17 protein-coding genes are annotated in these 18,399 nt (G+C 39.2%); 14 read left to right on the top strand and 3 right to left on the bottom strand.

The genetic code is table 11. The annotated features are described in order from the left end of the window. The first annotated feature begins 36 nt into the window (after positions 1-36). The 3 genes from hemE (at position 37) to hemY (ending at position 3,570) form a co-directional block, all read left to right on the top strand. Complete coding sequence (gene hemE / locus NSQ74_RS07605) at positions 37-1,089, top strand: uroporphyrinogen decarboxylase (protein WP_340822461.1); 1,053 nt, start codon at positions 37-39, stop codon at positions 1,087-1,089. A 115-nt stretch (positions 1,090-1,204) separates the two neighbouring features. Beyond that, positions 1,205-2,125, top strand: coding sequence for a ferrochelatase (gene hemH / locus NSQ74_RS07610; RefSeq protein ID WP_340822463.1), 921 nt, complete (start codon positions 1,205-1,207; stop codon positions 2,123-2,125). A 14-nt stretch (positions 2,126-2,139) separates the two neighbouring features. Continuing rightward, positions 2,140-3,570, top strand: a complete 1,431-nt coding sequence (gene hemY / locus NSQ74_RS07615; RefSeq protein ID WP_340822465.1) for a protoporphyrinogen oxidase — start codon at positions 2,140-2,142, stop codon at positions 3,568-3,570. Between the two features lie 125 nt (positions 3,571-3,695). On the opposite strand, the gene NSQ74_RS07620 is transcribed toward hemY, so the two are convergent. Beyond that, positions 3,696-5,534, bottom strand: coding sequence for a collagen-like protein (locus tag NSQ74_RS07620; protein WP_340822466.1), 1,839 nt, complete (start codon positions 5,532-5,534; stop codon positions 3,696-3,698). A gap of 202 nt (positions 5,535-5,736) precedes the next feature. Continuing rightward, positions 5,737-6,822 carry a glycosyltransferase family 2 protein gene (locus NSQ74_RS07625; protein ID WP_340822468.1) on the bottom strand — a complete coding sequence of 362 codons (1,086 nt, stop codon included), beginning with the start codon at positions 6,820-6,822 and terminating at the stop codon, positions 5,737-5,739. 185 nt (positions 6,823-7,007) lie between these two features. On the opposite strand from NSQ74_RS07625, the gene NSQ74_RS07630 reads away from it, so the two are divergent. The 6 genes from NSQ74_RS07630 to NSQ74_RS07655 all read left to right on the top strand — a co-directional run bounded on the left by NSQ74_RS07630 (position 7,008) and on the right by NSQ74_RS07655 (position 13,532). Continuing rightward, complete coding sequence (locus NSQ74_RS07630) at positions 7,008-7,970, top strand: YncE family protein (protein WP_340822470.1); 963 nt, start codon at positions 7,008-7,010, stop codon at positions 7,968-7,970. Continuing rightward, positions 7,967-8,650, top strand: a complete 684-nt coding sequence (locus NSQ74_RS07635; protein ID WP_340822471.1) for a response regulator transcription factor — start codon at positions 7,967-7,969, stop codon at positions 8,648-8,650. The genes NSQ74_RS07630 and NSQ74_RS07635 overlap by 4 nt, the downstream gene beginning before the upstream one ends. Further along, positions 8,647-10,035, top strand: coding sequence for a sensor histidine kinase (locus NSQ74_RS07640; RefSeq protein WP_340822472.1), 1,389 nt, complete (start codon positions 8,647-8,649; stop codon positions 10,033-10,035). The genes NSQ74_RS07635 and NSQ74_RS07640 overlap by 4 nt, the downstream gene beginning before the upstream one ends. Positions 10,036-10,038: 3 nt before the next feature. Beyond that, positions 10,039-10,524 (top strand): FixH family protein, encoded by a 486-nt coding sequence (locus tag NSQ74_RS07645; protein ID WP_340822473.1) that lies wholly within the window; start codon positions 10,039-10,041, stop codon positions 10,522-10,524. Positions 10,525-10,669: 145 nt separating this feature from the next. Next, positions 10,670-11,239 (top strand): TetR/AcrR family transcriptional regulator, encoded by a 570-nt coding sequence (locus NSQ74_RS07650; RefSeq protein WP_340822474.1) that lies wholly within the window; start codon positions 10,670-10,672, stop codon positions 11,237-11,239. Between the two features lie 103 nt (positions 11,240-11,342). Continuing rightward, entirely contained in the window at positions 11,343-13,532 is a 2,190-nt protein-coding gene (locus NSQ74_RS07655) for a YhgE/Pip domain-containing protein (protein WP_340822476.1), read from the top strand. Positions 13,533-13,965: 433 nt separating this feature from the next. Here the strand turns inward: NSQ74_RS07655 and yhfH are convergent, their stop codons facing one another. After that, on the bottom strand, positions 13,966-14,091 hold the full coding sequence (yhfH, locus tag NSQ74_RS07660) for a protein YhfH (protein WP_069514604.1): 126 nt from the start codon (positions 14,089-14,091) through the stop codon (positions 13,966-13,968). 142 nt (positions 14,092-14,233) lie between these two features. Between yhfH and NSQ74_RS07665 the strand changes: the two genes are divergently transcribed. From NSQ74_RS07665 to NSQ74_RS07685, 5 genes are all read left to right on the top strand, one after another. After that, positions 14,234-15,226, top strand: a complete 993-nt coding sequence (locus NSQ74_RS07665; RefSeq protein ID WP_340822478.1) for a lipoate--protein ligase — start codon at positions 14,234-14,236, stop codon at positions 15,224-15,226. A 230-nt stretch (positions 15,227-15,456) separates the two neighbouring features. After that, positions 15,457-16,161, top strand: a complete 705-nt coding sequence (locus NSQ74_RS07670) for a response regulator transcription factor (RefSeq protein WP_340822481.1) — start codon at positions 15,457-15,459, stop codon at positions 16,159-16,161. Further along, positions 16,161-17,144, top strand: a complete 984-nt coding sequence (locus tag NSQ74_RS07675; protein ID WP_340822482.1) for a sensor histidine kinase — start codon at positions 16,161-16,163, stop codon at positions 17,142-17,144. Before NSQ74_RS07670 ends, NSQ74_RS07675 begins: the two co-directional genes overlap by 1 nt. A gap of 11 nt (positions 17,145-17,155) precedes the next feature. Then, entirely contained in the window at positions 17,156-17,587 is a 432-nt protein-coding gene (locus NSQ74_RS07680) for a hypothetical protein (RefSeq protein WP_340822483.1), read from the top strand. A gap of 12 nt (positions 17,588-17,599) precedes the next feature. Beyond that, positions 17,600-18,376 carry an ABC transporter ATP-binding protein gene (locus NSQ74_RS07685; RefSeq protein ID WP_340822484.1) on the top strand — a complete coding sequence of 259 codons (777 nt, stop codon included), beginning with the start codon at positions 17,600-17,602 and terminating at the stop codon, positions 18,374-18,376. Positions 18,377-18,399: the final 23 nt, after the last annotated feature.

Here is an 18,399-nt window from a genome sequence, read left to right on the forward strand (position 1 = left end):
ATGATAGGAAATTCATCGAGGGGAAGGAAATAATCAATGACAACACTTTTTAATGATACACTTCTACGTGCTGCACGCGGGGAAAGGACTGAACATACACCTGTCTGGTATATGCGACAGGCAGGTCGTTCTCAGCCAGAATATCGTACAATTAAAGAAAAATATTCATTAGAGGAAATTACACATCAACCTGAGCTTTGTGCGTATGTAACACGTTTACCGGTCGAAAACTACAATGTGGATGCTGCGATTTTATATAAAGATATTGTAACGCCACTACCAGGTATCGGCATTGATGTAAAAATTAAAGCTGGTGTAGGTCCAGTTATTTCAAACCCAATTCGCACAGTATCAGATGTAGAGAAATTAGGTGAGTTCAATGCAAAGGAACATACACCTTTCGTTTTAGAAACAATAAAATTACTAACAGAAGAACAGCTTAATGTACCATTAATAGGTTTTGCAGGAGCGCCGTTCACGTTAGCGAGCTATATGATTGAAGGCGGACCTTCTAAAAACTATAATAAAACCAAATCATTTATGGTTTCGGAACCAAAAGCATGGTTTGCATTAATGGACAAATTGGCAGACATGATTATTGCGGACGTTTCAGCGCAAGTAGAAGCGGGTGCAAAAGCGATACAAGTATTTGACTCATGGGTAGGTGCCTTAAGTGTTGAAGATTATCGTGTGTTCATTAAACCTATTATGACTCGTATTTTTGGCGAGTTAAAAAAAGAAAATGTACCGCTTATTCAATTTGGAGTTGGTGCAAGCCATTTAGTGAAAGAGTGGCATGATCTGCCAATTGACGTTGTTGGCTTAGATTGGAGATTACCAATTAAAGATGCACGTGCAAAAGGTATTACAAAGCCTGTGCAAGGAAACCTAGACCCTTCATTATTACTTGCTGATTGGTCAGTAATAGAAAAACGAACAAAAGATATTATCGATCAAGGCTTAGAGGTGCCAGGTCATATCTTTAACTTAGGCCATGGTGTATTCCCAGAGGTTGATCCAGCAGTATTGAAACGTTTAACAACACTTATTCATGAATATAGTGCACAACAAATTCAAGCCCGTTCTTAAAAGTAAGAGCAAATTCTATTGACGCAATTACACTCCTTTTTTTGTGTAATTGTTGTTGACGTACAAAATCATACAAAAAATATAGTTTAACTATTATTTAGAGGTGAAAAGGTTTATGAAAAAAGTTAAAGGTTTATTAGTAATGGCATATGGTACACCCTATAAAGAGGAAGATATTGAAACTTACTATACACATATTCGTCACGGACGTAGACCATCTGACGAGCATTTAGAAGATTTACGTAGTCGCTACGAGGCAATCGGTGGTTTATCGCCACTGGCAGCTGCAACAGAAGCACAGGCTGAAGCTTTATGTGCACGTTTAAATGAAGTGCAAGATGAGGTAGAATACAAACTATTTATCGGTTTAAAGCATATCCAACCATTCATTGAGGATGCTGTTGAGGAAATGGTTGCAGCAGGTATTAAAGAAGCAGTTTCTATCGTGCTAGCACCACACTTTTCGACTTTCTCTATTAAATCATATAATGGCCGTGCAGAAGAAACAGCAGCTGATCGCCTGAAAATTACATCTGTTGAATCTTGGTATGATGAGCCAAAGTTTATTGATTATTGGAAGGGTAAAGTGAATGAAACGTTCGATTCTATGACTGAAGAAGAACGAGAAAAGGCTTGCCTAATCGTCTCAGCACACTCACTTCCTGTAAAAATTAAAGAAATGGGCGATCCGTACGAAGACCAACTAATTGAGACAGCTCGATTAATTCAAGAAGCTACGGGCGTGAAAAATGTAAAAGTGGGCTGGCAATCAGCTGGACAAACACCAGAGCCATGGTTCGGTCCTGACGTTCAAGATTTAACACGTGACCTTTATGAGCAGAATGGGTACCGTTCATTTGTTTACACACCGGTAGGTTTTGTAACAGAACATTTAGAGGTGCTTTACGATAACGATTATGAATGTAAAGTTGTTTGCGATGAAATAGGTGCTAACTATTATCGTCCAGCAATGCCTAATACAGATCCGTTATTTATCGAAGCTATGGTAGATGCCATTCATAAAAAATTAAGCTAAGCGAAAAGAAAGTGATGATGTTGGTGACTCAAAAAAGACGAAAGGTAGTTGTTGTTGGCGGCGGCATTACAGGCCTCACAGCTGCGTTCTATATGCAAAAACAAGCGCGCGCAAAAGGATTGCCGGTAGATATCGTACTTGTCGAGTCGTCATTACGTCTTGGCGGGAAAATCCAAACTTTTAGAAAAGACGGCTTTATTATCGAGCGTGGGCCAGAATCCTTTTTCGACCGAGAAAATCATGTCCAGGCACTTGCGAAGGATTTAAATATTGAACATAGGATGATAACTGGAGATTCGGGGCCAACCTATATAGCTGTTGGAAGTAAATTATACCCGATTCCGAGCAATCTGATGTCTGGAGCAACGCCACATATCTCGTCATTCATTACATCAGGTTTATTTTCACTCAGCGGAAAAATTCGTGCAGCGGGAGATTTTGTCCTCCCGCGTTCTGCACGGGATGACGACCAGCCATTAGGTGAATTTTTTCGAAGAAGATTTGGTGCGGAGGTTGTAGAAAATCTCGTTGAACCTTTACTTGCAGGTACATTTGCTGGAGATATTGAGCAACTAAGCATGAGATCTACATTTCCACAGCTCTACGAATTAGAGCAAAAGTATCGTAGTTTGCTTTTCGGTATGAAACAGTCAGGGACAAATTTTTTAAGTTACAATCGGATAGCGAAGGATAAGGGCATTTTTCAAACTTTTGAAAATGGTCTTGAGACACTTATCGAAAAACTAGAAGAATCTCTACTTCCAGGGACCGTTATGAAGGGTGTTAAAGTAGAGCAAATTGATCACAGCAAAGATGGTACTGTGCAGGTCGTATTAAATAATTTTTCGCATATAACTACTGATGCGGTTATCATTGCAACACCATATAATGTTGCGCAAATGATGTTTAGTAATCACCAACTTTTAACAGAGTTAAATACGATGAAAGCAGCAACAATTGCAACAGTGACGATGGCATTTAAAAAAGAGCAACTAGGTGACTTGGATGCATTGTCGTTTTTTGTCTCTAGAAATAGTGATTTTTCAATAACATCTTGTACATGGATTAATCGGAAATGGCCTAATGCTACCCCTCAAGACTATGTATTATTACGAAGCTATATTGGTCGTGTAGGCGATGAAACGATTGTTGCTTTATCTGATTCAGAGATTGAAAAGACTGTATTACAAGATTTAAAGAATGCAATAGGAATCGAAGGGGAACCCGTGACGACGGTTGTTTCTCGTTGGAAAAATGCTATGCCACAATATACTGTAGGACATGAAGCAAAAATTGAACGGGTGAAGAAAGAACTTTATGAACACTTCCCGACAGTAAAACTTGCAGGTAGCTCCTTTGAAGGAATTTCAATTCCAGAATGCGTAGAGCAAGGGTGCAAAGTTGCAAATGAAATTTTAAGCGAAATGTTTATACAGGAAGACTAAAAAAAGTAGTACAAACTTATATTTGTACTACTTTTTTATTTAATTTAACTATTATTACTTTTTTCTCAACGTAGAATATATTGAGTCATAGATTATGGACTCATGAATTGTAAAGATAACCAACGTTAAGAAATTCTATGACATGACCATACAATACCACCTGAGTTAGCGCCTCCTAGTGTTAAGGAGAGCGTTAAGCCATTTGCTTCGTAAAATAAATCGATTGTATCACCAGCAGTTAAATTAACTTCTCCAGCCAATGTTACGGTACCACTTCCAAGAATTGCTCTAATAGTTAATAGGGTAACTGATAAATTTAGTATTGGGAATAAACCGGTAATTAAATTTGTCGTTGTATTTCTACGGATTGCAAATGAAGGGTTAACACCTGCACCAATACCAAGACTAATGGCAGCTACTGTTGAATAGTTGATAGTTGCCTCAAATGCATATCTTCCGGTAGTAGGAACTGTAAATATGCCTGTTGTTGGGTTAAATGCTGGTGTTGTGAAATATGGTGAGGCTACACTCCAATTACTTAAAGTAGCAGATGTACTAACGGATAAAGTACTTAAGAAGGCAGAGAAACCTTCCGTAAACGCAGGTCCTGTAGGTCCTGTAGGTCCGAGATCACCGGTAGCACCAGTAGGCCCAGTAGGTCCGAGATCACCGGTAGCACCAGTAGGCCCAGTAGGTCCGAGATCACCGGTAGCACCAGTAGGCCCGGTAGGTCCGAGAAGTCCTGTTGCTCCAGTAGGTCCTGTTGGCCCAAGTAAGCCAGTGGCACCAGTAGGTCCTGTTGGCCCAAGTAAGCCAGTGGCACCAGTAGGTCCCGTAGGTCCGAGAAGTCCTGTTGCTCCAGTAGGTCCTGTTGGCCCAAGTAAACCAGTGGCACCAGTAGGTCCCGTAGGTCCGAGTAAACCAGTGGCACCAGTAGGTCCCGTAGGTCCGAGTTCACCAGTCGCGCCGGTAGGTCCCGTAGGTCCGAGAAGTCCTGTAGCACCAGTAGGTCCCGTAGGTCCGAGTTCACCGGTAGCGCCGGTAGGTCCTGTTGGCCCAAGTAAACCAGTGGCGCCAGTAGGCCCCGTAGGTCCGAGCTCACCGGTAGCGCCGGTAGGTCCTGTTGGCCCAAGTAGGCCAGTGGCACCAGTAGGTCCTGTAGGTCCGAGTAAACCAGTGGCGCCAGTAGGCCCCGTAGGTCCGAGTTCACCAGTCGCGCCGGTAGGTCCTGTAGGTCCGAGTAAACCAGTGGCACCAGTAGGCCCAGTAGGTCCAAGTTCACCGGTAGTGCCAGTAGGTCCCGTAGGTCCGAGCTCACCGGTAGCGCCGGTAGGTCCTGTTGGCCCAAGTATGCCAGTGGCACCAGTAGGCCCTGTAGGTCCGAGAAGTCCAGTAGCGCCGGTAGGTCCTGTAGGTCCGAGCTCACCGGTAGCTCCTGTAGGTCCCGTAGGTCCGAGAAGTCCAGTCGCGCCGGTAGGTCCCGTAGGTCCGAGTAAACCAGTAACGCCGGTAGGTCCTGTAGGTCCGAGTAACCCAGTCGCGCCAGTAGGTCCCGTAGGTCCGAGTTCACCAGTCGCGCCGGTAGGTCCTGTAGGTCCGAGTAAACCAGTGGCACCAGTAGGTCCCGTAGGTCCGAGAAGTCCAGTCGCGCCAGTAGGTCCCGTAGGTCCGAGTAACCCCGTCGCGCCAGTGCTACCAGTCGGCCCAGTCGGTCCAAGATCCCCCGTCGCGCCAGTGCTGCCCGTAGGCCCAGTAGGTCCAGTAGCACCAGGATCACCAGTTACGCCAGTAGGACCCGTTGGCCCGGTGTTACCAGTAGCCCCCGTCGGCCCTGTTGCGCCTGTACAACCTGTAGGTTTTACTGGCCAAACACAGCTATGATGTTCGGGTATTCTTCTACAACCACAAGGGAATGTTCTACATTTACTGCAAACATTATTTAAAAAATAATCTTCGAAGTTCATTTATTCACCTCCTCTCTCAAGTATCCTATTCATAAAAATGATAGAGGAGGTGGACGGTTAACTACTTTTAATGTTTATATGATAATTTATAAAACATATAGTGATTATAATTAGTTAAATTACCGTAGGGGGAGGGCGATAGGATTGAGAGAAGAAGGGAAATGCTTTTACAAGAGTCTAAATCATTTTTAAATTAGGTAATTCAAGGTTTATCCTTGGATTTTTTAAACATACGATCAAAGTAGTTTTTATTGTGTAAGATTTTTGGATCATTAGGTAAGTAGACACGGGCTAATTCATTATGGGTATTGGCTAATTCATATTGTTGTAAACGGTCATAGAGGACGCAAAGTTGTAAATGGGGCAACCAAGTAGTAAAGGTTTTATTTTGGAAAGGGGCGTTTGGTTTAGGTTTCATTGCAAGTGCTTGCTCATACCAAAAGATGGCCTCATGATTTTTTGCTTGTTCCATAAAATGATGGCCAAGCCTGCAGCATGCTTCAGGGCGCGGGGTGTCGTATTCGAAGCTTCTTAAAATAGAACTTACGTTATTTTCATTATCATTTAATTTCGAATAGCAATCAGCTAGCTTAAAACAGGCGTTAATATTATCTTCTACCCAGCCTAGTTTAGTTGTTAAAAAAAGCTCATAGTAGAATACCGCATCCTCGATTTCATTATGATCCAGTAATTCATTGGCATAATAAAACGTGTCGCGTGGTGTGAGAGGTTCTCCTGATTGAAGGAGTTTCTTATAAATAGTAATATTGCGCTGATGATCGTGATGAAGTGGTAAATGGCTAACGGCCACATCACTTTCAAAAAGATTACCACTAACCTCTAAATATTCATGTACCGCTCCTATCCATCGAAATTGCTTCTCCCTTCTAACTAGTCGGTTTCTTCTTAAAAGAGAATTGGCATTCCCTTCGTTATCAAAGCTTAAATGATAATTCATCGAGACAGCATCAATATCGGGAGTTAAAGATTGCTTTAAAGCTTTAAACTTTTCTTGATCTTCCGCCATTAACACATCATCTGCATCTAGCCAAAGGATGTAGTCACATGTTGCTTGTTCGAAGGAAAAATTACGCGCATCAGCAAAATGATGAATCCACTCAAAATCGAAAATACGATCAGTAAACGGTTTAACAATTTCCTTTGTCTTGTCAGTGGAGCCGGTGTCCACTATATTTATTTCATCGACTAAATCTCTTACTGAGTCAAGGCATCTGGCGATAACATCTTCTTCATTTTTCACAATCATACATAAACTTATCGTTACCATATTGTGATTCCTCCTTTCAATAATCTTTGTAGTATATGTAGAGTCAGTTTTTTTGCGAGGCAGATTGCCCTTTCTTATTGTGCAAACACACTGTTATCACTTGGTAATTTGTCATAAATTTACCTTTCAAGTTTCACGCAGATTTCACAAATGTAAAGTATAGTTAAAGGGCAGAGGTGATGATTATGAAAAAATGGGCATTCTTCATTTTTTCTTTTATACAAGTTATGTTGGTGGCGGGGTGTACCGAGAAATCGTTTGAACCAATTGACCGTAATCAGAGTTTTATTGCATCGCTCAATATACAAGAGCCTTCGCTCGATTTTATTGATGAGCTGGGGAACGTGATTGCAACATGGTCATTCGATAAAGCATATACAGGAGCATTATTATTAGATAATGACCGAATATTATTATATGGACATCAATTAGATGAAATAGTTGTCTTTACACTTTCAACTGGTAAAAAGCTTTATTCAAAAAAAGTAGAGCTAGGCACGACGAATGTGTATTATGATCCAAAAATTAAACAATTTTTTATCACGAATAGTAAGATGAACACAGTGACAAGCTTTGATGTGGAAGGAAATGAATTGGCCTCACAGCGACTTGGTAACTATCCGATGTCGATGGCTACTTACAAGGATAAGCTCTATGTAGTCAATTATAAAGATACGAAACTATCGGTGTTATCCATTAAGGATTTAACAATAGAGCAAGAGTGGCCAATAGGAAAATCATCGCATGGCATTGTAATCATTGAGGAGACAAATGAGCTTTGGGTCGGCGGACATGGTGAAGGAAGCAAGCCGAATAGTTCAGTCAAGCGATTTGATCTTGGAACGGGTGTTGTGCGTGGCAGTATAGAAATGCCTTTAATGCCAGTAGGTTTAACAAAGACAAAGGATAAAGTGTTAGTCGTTAGCCATGGACATAATGAATTATATGTTGTCGACTTTAAAGGAAATGTTTTATGGGAAAAAGAAGTAGGAGCAAATCCATTTGTTGTGAATCAGTTTAAAGACTATATTGTTGTGGCTGGTTATGACGACCATACTTTATATTTTATAAAAGATGGTCAAGTACAAAAAACAGTTGATGTTGGCAAAGGTGCATTTCAGCTGTTAGTAAGGGAGGAAGAAAAGTGACAACGGTATTAATTGTAGATGATGAGCAAGATATGCGTAATTTAATCGAGATGATGCTCAATAACTCCAATTTCGAGACCTTTACGGCTGCATGTGGAACTGAGGCATACGATATTATTGTTCGTGAACAAATCGACTTAGTTTTATTAGATGTAATGATGCCACATGAAGATGGTTTTGCGGTTTGTCAAAGTATTCGAGCGATGTCTAATGTGCCCGTAATATTCTTAACGGCACGAGATGCTAATGAGGATAAAGTAAAGGGTCTAACACTCGGTGGCGATGATTATATCGTCAAACCGTTTACAAATGATGAACTAGTGGCACGAATGCATGCTGTATTGAGAAGAAGTGGCGCTAGTATAGCAGATTTTGAGCAAAAAAATGTTGTCTTTGGGCCAATTAAATTAGATGAAATTGCACGTAAAGTTTCAGTTGAAGGGAAGGTTATTCCATTAACTTTAAAGGAATTTGAATTATTGCACTTATTTATGAAAAATCCAGGCAATGCATATTCACGTGAGCAGTTACTAGAGCGCATTTGGGATATTGACTATTTAGGTGGAACAAGAACGGTTGATACTCATATTAAAACTTTGCGATTGAAGCTTGGAAAGGAAGCGTCAGGCTATATACAAACCGTCTGGGGAGTAGGCTACCGCTTTGATCCAGGAGAATGAAAAAGATTTCAACACGTATTTGGTTACTCATTTTCGCATATTTGATTATAACAGTAGTTTTTATGTATGTACTGACAGATTTTTTATATGAACAGCTTTACGTGGAAGATACGGAAAGCAATATGATTGAAATCGGTACAAAGCTACAAACAATGTATACGAGTGGTAAAGTTACAGACGAATTTATTGCTAATATTGAACATTATAATGATTATTCCAATTTAAATATTTTTGCTGTTCGAAACCCTCGTGAACTTAGTGCCTGTGTCCCCTTTGATATTGATTATGAAACATTAATAGGGGCTGAAGAACGGCAACAATTGCTGGAAGGTAAATATGTTCAAAAAATTGGCTATGAACCTCGATTCGATCGGCAGCTTATTTCAGTAGTACTACCTTTAGTAGATCAAAATAGGCTAGAGGGAATAATTTATATTTACTTCCCCTTAGCAAAAATTAGTGAGTTGGCAAGTCAAGAAGTCATTTTTTTATTTTTGAGTGCATTTGTCTTTTTGATTGTTACTAGTTTTTTTGTATATAAAGGTATTCAACATATTATGCGTCCATTAAGTGACTTACAAACTGCTGTAGAGCAGATGTCTTATGGACAATATGAAACACGTGTACCTGTTAAATCGAGTGACGAGATAGGGAAACTATCAAGCACGTTTAACGACATGGCAGAGGCAATTCAACGAGAAGATGAGGCCCAAAAGACCTTTTTAGCAACTGTATCTCATGAATTGCGTACACCTATTAGCTATGTAAAAGGCTATAGTGAAGCAATGCAAAACGGAATTATCGCAGAAGAGCAACAAGAGGAAGCAATTCAATTAATCGTGCGTGAAGCAAATCGTATGGAGCGTTTAACAAATGAGCTTCTTCAACTCGCTCGCATGGAAAATGAACAAAAGGACATCGCTCTCTATCCGATACCACTTGCAGAGACATTACGAGAAGTACAAAAAATTTTAACGCATCAAGCACAGAAAAAGAATATTACATTGCATCTGAATGTAGATGATGAATTAATTGTTAAAGCGGATGAAGTGAAACTAAAGCAAATTTTTATCAATATTATTGAAAATGCTATCAATTACTCCTATGAGCAGTCGAAGGTTGACATTGTAGCAATTGAACACAACGGTAACGCGCTCATTACTATTGAGGATGAAGGCATCGGTATACCGCAGGAAGATTTATCACATGTTACAGAGCGGTTTTATCGTGTTAATAAAGCGCGCAGTCGAGTAGATGGTGGGAGTGGCCTAGGTCTATCCATTGTTGAACAATTATTAAAACAGTTACAAGGCAAGATTGAAATAGAAAGTGAAATAGACAAAGGCACAAAGGTAAAAATTTCGATGCCATTAATGGAGGAATAGAACATGAAGAAGTGGTTATTTACATTGATAGCTGTACCCGCATTATTAGTAGGTTGTGGGGAAAAGGAAAAACCTGCAACATCTACTACATTGGAAGAGCCTCAAATGTTAGAAGTGGAAATTTTAACGCCAAAAGAAGTTGAGGTAAATACGCCTATCGAACTTGGTGCACATGTTATTCAAGGTGAAAAAAATATCGATGATGCAATAGTTGAATTTGAAGTGTGGGAATCAGGTAAACGCGATGAGGGACAAATGCTTGAAGGTAAATTAGAAAAAGATGGCGTCTATAAAGCACAAACTACATTTGATCATGACGGTGTATACTTTATGTTTGCCCATACTACAGCAAATGGTATTCATAATATGCCGAAGCAGCAAATTACGGCTGGAACACCTGATATGACACAAGTAATCGAAGAAGATGAAAAAGCTAATATGAACATGTCGGACCATGGTAAAGATTCATCAGAGGATACAGAGCATTAATAAAATGAAAAAAATAAACAATAAATGCTTGCATTATTTTTAAAATAGGAATATTATAATGACCAGATGACCGAAATGGTTTTCTGGTCATTTTAATTTCTGTGTACAAAGGATGTACATAACTTAACAGGAAAGGATGTCACATATGGATCGTAGGCAGGAAATTCTTGAAGCAGCTGCAAAATCATTTACATTGTTTGGCTATAAGGCAACGACGATGGAACAAGTGGCGAAAATTGCTAATGTCGGTAAAGGAACGATTTATACATTCTTTGCAAATAAGGAAATTTTATTTCAAGAGATTGCGATGTCACTTGTACGAGAGATGAAAGCGGAAGCGGATGCAGTGTTGGATGCATCAGCTAGCTTCATGGATAATGCACATAATGCTTTAATGAAAATGCTACAGTTCCGTGAAAAGCATCTTTTATTTGCGAAGTTAATAGAGGAAGAAAAAGAATTACGTACGCCAGCAGTAAAACAAGTATTAATTCGCATAGAATCTGAAATATTATCGTACGTTGCAACGTTAATTCAAAGACGTATTGATAAAGGTGAGATTCGAGATTGTGATACAGAGTTAGTAAGCTATCTGTTGTTAAAAGCGTATTTAGCGTTCGTCGTAGATTGGCATGAGCTTCATGGCGACATGATTCCAGAAGAAAAGATACTAAATCTTTTCAAGGAAACAATCTTTCGAGGACTAGTTCTTTAGAGAAGAATCTACAAATTTTACGCACTGTGAAGTTTGTGATTTTTTTACAGAAAAATGACCAATTGACGATTACGGTCAATTAGTATAGGAGTGAGAGAAAAATATGATTAAAGCTGAATGGCTGAAAATCCTAAAAACAAGAAAAATGCTTGTTTCCATAATTGCCGTCCTATTTATCCCTGTCATGTATGCAGGCATGTTTTTATGGGCGTTTTGGGATCCATATGCAGGTATGTCTAATTTGCCTGTAGCGGTTGTCAATGAAGATAATGGAGCAAAAATGGATGAAGTGAAGTTAGACTTAGGCGATACCTTGGTCGATAAACTCGTCGATAGTAAGCAATTTGACTTTATTGAAGTGTCAAAAGAAGAAGCAGAAAAAGGTTTAAATAGTAGAGACTATTACATGATCTTAGAAATACCAGCAAATTTCTCAGAACATGCTACGACTTTACTTGATGACAAACCTTCGAAGTTAGTGATGAACTATATCCCAAATGAAGGCTTGAACTTCCTAGGAGCGCAAATTGGTGAAACAGCAATGGATCGCATACGCGCAGAAGTAAATTCACAAGTTTCTGCTACATATGCAGAAAAATTATTTGATTCAATTGCAACGCTTGGAGATGGCTTTACAGAAGCTGCTGACGGTTCAGTTAAGCTAGATGAAGGAGCACAAAAAGTAGCAAATGGAGCAAAAGATTTAAAAGGTTATTTGGAGCAGTTAGCTTCTAGCACGATTGAACTTTCTGATGGTACAGATAAAATTACAAAAGGTGCAGGGCAAGCAGCATCTGGGGCTAACGAACTGTCAACAGGGCTAGTGAAATTAGAAAATGGTACAGTTCAGTTACAACAAGGTGCACAGCAGGCAGCTGCAGGGGCGACAAATCTTGAACAAGGTCTATCTCAATACACACAAGGTGTAGCTAAGGTAGAAGCTGGTCTTACAACATTAAATGAAAAACAACAGCAAATAGCTTCTGGTGCTGCATCAGTGGCTGAAAATGCTGGTACATTAAACAGTTCAGCAAATCAATTATCGAATGGTTCTGCACAAGTGGAAGCGGGTATTAAAGCATTAACTGAACAGTTACAAAATGCAATTGCATCAATGCCAGAAGAGCAAGCAGCAGCGTTAAAACAAACGTTAGCAGAGCTACAAGCAGGAAGTGCTAGTGTGCATAATGGTTTAAATTCATTATCAGCGGGTGCTGAAAAATTACAAGCTGGTGCCAACCAAGTAAGCGGTGGTGCAACACAAATTGCAGCTGGTCAAAAAGATGTTTTAGCTGGTGCAAGTGCTTTATCAGCAAAAAGTAATGAATTAGTTAAAGGTGCACAAAGCCTACAAGCTGGTAATGCCACATTAGCTGATAAACTTGGTGAATTACATGCGGGCGTTAACACAGCTGTTACTGGTTCACAAACATTAGCTTCAGGATTAAATGACTTAGCAAGTGGTACAACAACATTGAACGAGGGCACATCAACACTTGCTTCAAAATCTGGTGAGTTAGCAGACGGCTCTGCAACACTTGCAGATGGTTCGACTGAACTTGCAGATGGTACTGCTACATTATCTAGCAAATTAGGTGAAGCTAGTGAAAAAGCGAACGAAGTACATGCGAATGATGACACGTATGATATGGTAGGTAATCCAGTAGAAGTAGAAAAAGAATCAGTTAACCATGTTCCGAACTATGGTACAGGTTTCGCACCTTACTTTATTTCACTTGGATTATTTGTTGGGGCACTATTAATCTCGATTGTATTCCCACTTGTTGAACCAGCTATTCGTCCGAAAAATGGTGCAACATGGTTTACAAGTAAAGTGACAGTGCTTGCATTTGTCGGTCTTGTTCAAGCTTTATTAACAGTAGCAATTGTAAAATGGGGCTTAGGTCTTGAAGTGCAAAATTTAGGCTACTTTGTTCTAACAGCTTTAATAACAAGCTATGTGTTCTTAGCATTAATTCAAATGTTAGTATCTATTTTCGGTGATCCAGGTCGCTTCGTAGCGATTGTTGTACTAATTTTACAACTTACAACAAGCGCGGGTACATTCCCACTTGAGCTTATTCCATCACCATTACAAGTGTTCAATAAATTACTGCCAATGACTTATACTGTTCAAGCGTTTAAAGCAAGCATTTCAACAGGCGACATGTCTTATTTATGGCAAAACTACGGTGTGTTATTTGGATACTTAATTGTGTTCTTAGCCATTACTTTTGGTTATTTCATGTTATTACACACAAGACGTTACTCAAAAGTAGCAGAAGAAAATTAATTAATAATTTGCGAGGCTACGACAAAAAAAGTGTTAGATTGACTACAGTCAATCTAACACTTTTTTCTATGCCGTGGATGTTCACTACGGCTGATGCTTTTCGCGGGCACAGTGTAAGCCGCAACCCTCGCTGTCGCGCGACTTGTTGCGTCTTACACCTTGTGCTGTTCCCACAGGAGTCTACGTGGATTTCCCCTTAGTGCTTCATAAAATTGCATGAAAATTGTTTGAGTGCCTGGCACCAGCTCTCAGTGGGAAGAGCGCCAGGCACTAATACAATTTACAAAGTAAAACAGCAGCTGATATGAGCGTATCAGCTACTGTTTTGTGTAAGTGTAAGAGATTTAATTAATGGTTCACCATAAATGTATGATGAGGGGTGTCATTATTAGTTCGTGTGGGGCACGAAATGACTTACAGAATAGGCAAATGCTTATAGGCAGTTACATTTTTCACAAGTGTTGCTGTAGCATTCGCTTTGTTCTTCGATCTTTTCACCGCATTCCGTGCATTGTTTTGCAGGTAAGTTCTTGAAAAATTCAACTACGTTTTCTAACATTGTGGACTCCTCCTTTAAGTTCATCTGTACTATTACTGTTTTATTATTTTCTAGTGTATTATAACAGATGCGTTTCGTCAACACAAAATGCCTAATTTGCGTTAAAATAAAATATGGATATTTTGTGAAGGAGGAAACGACTATGATTTTCGTTGATAATAAAGGGATACATGATCCACGCATTAACCTTGCCATTGAGGAGTATTTATTAAAGACAATGGACGTTGAGAAGGAGCCAGTGCTGTTATTTTACATAAATCAGCCATCCATCATTATTGGGAAGAATCAAAATACGATAGAAGAAATTAATACAGACTATGTGGAGGATAACGGTATTATCGTTGTGCGCCGTCTCTCTGGTGGTGGTGCGGTGTATCACGATCTTGGAAACCTAAACTTTAGTTTTATTACAAACGACGATGGCGATAGTTTTATGAATTATAAAAAATTCACTCAGCCTGTTGTAGATGCGCTTGCAAAAATGGGCGTAAACGCTGAACTGTCAGGTCGTAACGATATTTTAGCAGAAGGACGTAAAGTTTCTGGGAACGCGCAGTTTTCTACTAAAGGCCGTATGTTTAGTCACGGGACATTAATGTTTGATACAGAAATTGATGCTGTTGTATCTGCATTAAAGGTAAAGAAAGATAAAATCGAATCAAAGGGCATTAAATCGATACGTTCTCGCGTAGCAAATATTTCGGAATTTTTAAAGGATAAAATGACTATAGAAGAATTCCGCCTAGAAATTTTAAAGTCCATTTTCGGAGGTGAAGAAAATATTCGCTATTATGAGCTAACTGACGAAGATTGGACGAATATTCAAAAATTATCCGCTGAACGCTATCAAACATGGGAATGGAATTACGGTAAATCGCCACGCTTTAATATTCAAAAAACACATCGTTTCCCTTCAGGTGGAATTGATATCCGTTTAGAGGTGAAGCATGGTGTTATTGAAGAAGCACATATTTTCGGTGATTTCTTCGGTGTAGGCGATATGGCTGATGTAGAACAACGTCTAGTTGGGACAAACTATGACCGTGTAGCGATTGCAAAGGCTTTAGCAGATATCGACATACCAACTTACTTTGGTGGTGTCTCAACAGAAGAGTTTTTACAATTAATATATTAACAGTAGACAAAAAAGTAGTTGGCAAATGCCTTTCAATAAGAAAGATATTTTTAGCCTATATTTAGACCATAGAATGGTTATGCTACTGGGAACATTATGAGTCGAAACATGCTAAACTCCTTAGTAATGGAAATTCGAAGCTACTTCCGTACTCATGATAGAAAAGGGCACGCGCAATTATGGCGCGTGGCCTTTTTTTGGTACAATATACGATAGAAAGGAGTGTCGGTATGGAGAAGCATCGAATATTTATTGTCGAGGATGATGTAAAGATTGCATCATTGCTTGCAGAAACACTTAGAAAATATCAATACGAAGTGGAAACAATCCAAGAATTTGACCATCTAATTGAAGAGTTTACAACGTTTAATCCACATATGGTATTGCTTGATATAAATTTACCAGCGTATGACGGCTATTATTGGTGTCGTCAGTTACGTCAACATACAACATGTCCAATCATTTTCATTTCAGCAAGATCTGGGGAAATGGATCAAATTTTTGCGCTTGAAAATGGAGGTGACGATTTTATTACAAAGCCATTCAATTATGAAATTGTTTTGGCTAAAATCCGTAGTCACTTGCGTCGTACATATGGCGAGTATGCGGCTAGGCAAGAAGAACGAACGATTAAGCAAGGGCAGCTTGTATTGCATTTAGAGCGTATGGAGTTGCACAAAAATGATTTAGAAATTCCATTGCAGAAAAAAGAATGTATCATTTTAGAGCTGTTAATGGGCCAGGCACCAAAAGTTGTTACGCGCGAGCAATTGTTAGAAGAGCTATGGGACGACCAAGCATTTGTCGATGAAAATACGTTGAATGTTAATATGACGCGTGTGCGTAAAAAGCTAGCAGATTATAATATTTCGTCAACAATTGAGACAGTCCGCGGAGCAGGTTATCGCTTTATATTAAGTGCGGGTGAACTGTAATGGGTTGGAAATTATTTTTGCGAGATTATGCAACATTTTTTATCTTCCAGCTAATTTTAGTTGGTTTTATTATGGTATTGTATTGGCTCGACGGCTTTCGTAACGTTGATACTGCTATTTACTCTGTAAGTATTAGTTTGGTATTGCTATGCTCATTTTTACTTATTCGCTATTTAATGCGGCAAAGTTATTTGAACAAATTATTGCATCTCCCAAAATCAATGGAGGATGTACTACAAAAAAATGCCAAGACACCAGAGGCGATGCAAGTAGAAAAATATATGCATGAACTATATCGTCTTTACCAGCACGAGCTGCATTCGTTATATGCTAGTCAAAAGCGACACGATCAATTTATGAATCAATGGGTACACCAGATGAAAACCCCCATTTCAGTCATCGAGATGCTATTACAGGATGAGCGTCCTCTCGATAAAAAGAATGTTCAAGAGGAAATTGATCGCTTACGTAGAGGATTGGATATGGTGCTTGTCAATGCGCGACTGGAAAACTTTGAAGAGGATATGCAAGTAGAGCAGATTCCCTTAAAAGCGATTGTCACTGCAACTGTTAATGAAAATAAACGTTTATTTATAACGAATAGAGTTTTTCCAGAAATTCATATAGAGGATGACATGATCGTAGCGAGTGATTCAAAATGGCTTCGCTTTATTATTGGGCAATTCGTTACAAACGCAGTGAAATATACATTTGAAGAAAATAAAAAAATTGTGATATCTGCCATTAAAAAAGATGATTATATTCAGTTAGCAATTTGTGATGAAGGAATTGGTATTCCTGCTTCTGACCTTTCACGTGTGACTAAAGCCTTTTTTACGGGAGAGAATGGGCGTAAAACTGGGGAATCCACAGGTATGGGCTTATATTTAGCAAAGGAAATCTGTGAAAAACTAGGGCATCAATTGGACATTACATCTGAAGTAGGTAAAGGTACGATTGTCACCGTGACATTTACAAATTAGGGGGAGCAAAAATGGGAGAAGTGCGTATTGATGACTGGGTATTAAATATTGAATTAGAAAAGACGAAAAATCTGTATGACTCACAGCTAGAAGCTTGTGACTGTTTGTTTTGTGAAAATTTCCGTCAGGCTAGCCTATTACTTCAAGATGAGGTAATGCATTTTTGCAATGCACTTGGGCTAAACTTACATAAACCATGCCTACTCAATGCTTTTCCAGTAGAAGGCGAGCAAGTCATGTATAGTGGGCACTACTCAGTTTGTGGCGAAATAATAGAAGGTGAATTAGATGGTTGGGATATGGTCGTAGGGGAGCATTGCTTTAGTCTAGTTCAAGATGAAGGGAACTTACCTTCAGCCATTTTAGAGCCACAGTTTCAAATTGGCTTTGAGGTGGTATTAAAATGGCTATTACCAGAATCTATGGAATTAATCGAGAAATAAGGTGGACAAGGCATGCCTATTTTACAAATAAAAGATGTTACAAAAGTATACGAGGGAAAGGTTACACATCGTGCACTCAATCAATTAAGCTTTGAGGTTGAAGAAGGTGAGTTTTTAGCAGTAATGGGCCCATCGGGAAGTGGTAAAACTACGTTATTAAATATTATTTCTACGATTGACGAACCAACAAGTGGAGAAATCATTTTAGATGGCATGAACCCTCATAAGCTAAATGCTACTGAACTTGCTTATTTTAGAAGAAGACAGCTGGGCTTTGTTTTTCAGGATTTCAATTTATTGCATATGCTCACTGTCGAGGAAAATATCGTGTTACCATTAACGCTTGATCAGCAGCCATTAGAAGTAATGGAAGAGCGTCTTGCAGATATTATAGAAAAGCTTGATTTAGCTTCCTTTTTACAAAAACGTCCAAATGAAATTTCAGGTGGACAAGCACAGAGAACAGCGATAGGACGGGCATTGATTCATAACCCAAGCCTTATTTTAGCAGATGAACCGACGGGAAATTTGGATTCTAATTCTTCGCGTGATGTACTAGAACTATTAACAAAAATTAATAAGGAAAAACAAACGACAATTGTGATGGTGACCCATGACCCGATTGCAGCTAGTTATTGTGATCGCGTGCTATTTATTAAGGACGGGGAATTTTTCAATGAAATTTACCGAGATGACCGACGTCAAATGTTTTTCCAACGTATTTTAAATGTATTGAGCTTACTAGGAGGAGGGCAAGTAGGTGACCTTTCGACAATTCGCTTACCGTAATGTCGTACGGAACAGCCGTATAT

The sequence above is a fragment of the Lysinibacillus sp. FSL W8-0992 genome, assembly GCF_038008685.1.
Taxonomy (GTDB): Bacteria; Bacillota; Bacilli; order Bacillales_A; family Planococcaceae; genus Lysinibacillus.

Bases quoted from the DNA above. Each gene is read 5' to 3' on its own strand.
- NSQ74_RS07680 (WP_340822483.1), top strand. From the start codon at position 17,156: ATGGGAGAAGTGCGTATTGATGACTGGGTATTAAATATTGAATTAGAA.
- NSQ74_RS07625 (WP_340822468.1), bottom strand. From the start codon at position 6,822: ATGGTAACGATAAGTTTATGTATGATTGTGAAAAATGAAGAAGATGTT.
- NSQ74_RS07640 (WP_340822472.1), top strand. From the start codon at position 8,647: ATGAAAAAGATTTCAACACGTATTTGGTTACTCATTTTCGCATATTTG.
- hemE (WP_340822461.1), top strand. From the start codon at position 37: ATGACAACACTTTTTAATGATACACTTCTACGTGCTGCACGCGGGGAA.
- NSQ74_RS07620 (WP_340822466.1), bottom strand. From the start codon at position 5,534: ATGAACTTCGAAGATTATTTTTTAAATAATGTTTGCAGTAAATGTAGA.
- NSQ74_RS07670 (WP_340822481.1), top strand. From the start codon at position 15,457: ATGGAGAAGCATCGAATATTTATTGTCGAGGATGATGTAAAGATTGCA.
- NSQ74_RS07665 (WP_340822478.1), top strand. From the start codon at position 14,234: ATGATTTTCGTTGATAATAAAGGGATACATGATCCACGCATTAACCTT.
- NSQ74_RS07685 (WP_340822484.1), top strand. From the start codon at position 17,600: ATGCCTATTTTACAAATAAAAGATGTTACAAAAGTATACGAGGGAAAG.
- NSQ74_RS07645 (WP_340822473.1), top strand. From the start codon at position 10,039: ATGAAGAAGTGGTTATTTACATTGATAGCTGTACCCGCATTATTAGTA.
- NSQ74_RS07650 (WP_340822474.1), top strand. From the start codon at position 10,670: ATGGATCGTAGGCAGGAAATTCTTGAAGCAGCTGCAAAATCATTTACA.
- hemY (WP_340822465.1), top strand. From the start codon at position 2,140: ATGATGTTGGTGACTCAAAAAAGACGAAAGGTAGTTGTTGTTGGCGGC.
- NSQ74_RS07630 (WP_340822470.1), top strand. From the start codon at position 7,008: ATGAAAAAATGGGCATTCTTCATTTTTTCTTTTATACAAGTTATGTTG.
- NSQ74_RS07675 (WP_340822482.1), top strand. From the start codon at position 16,161: ATGGGTTGGAAATTATTTTTGCGAGATTATGCAACATTTTTTATCTTC.
- yhfH (WP_069514604.1), bottom strand. From the start codon at position 14,091: ATGTTAGAAAACGTAGTTGAATTTTTCAAGAACTTACCTGCAAAACAA.
- NSQ74_RS07655 (WP_340822476.1), top strand. From the start codon at position 11,343: ATGATTAAAGCTGAATGGCTGAAAATCCTAAAAACAAGAAAAATGCTT.
- hemH (WP_340822463.1), top strand. From the start codon at position 1,205: ATGAAAAAAGTTAAAGGTTTATTAGTAATGGCATATGGTACACCCTAT.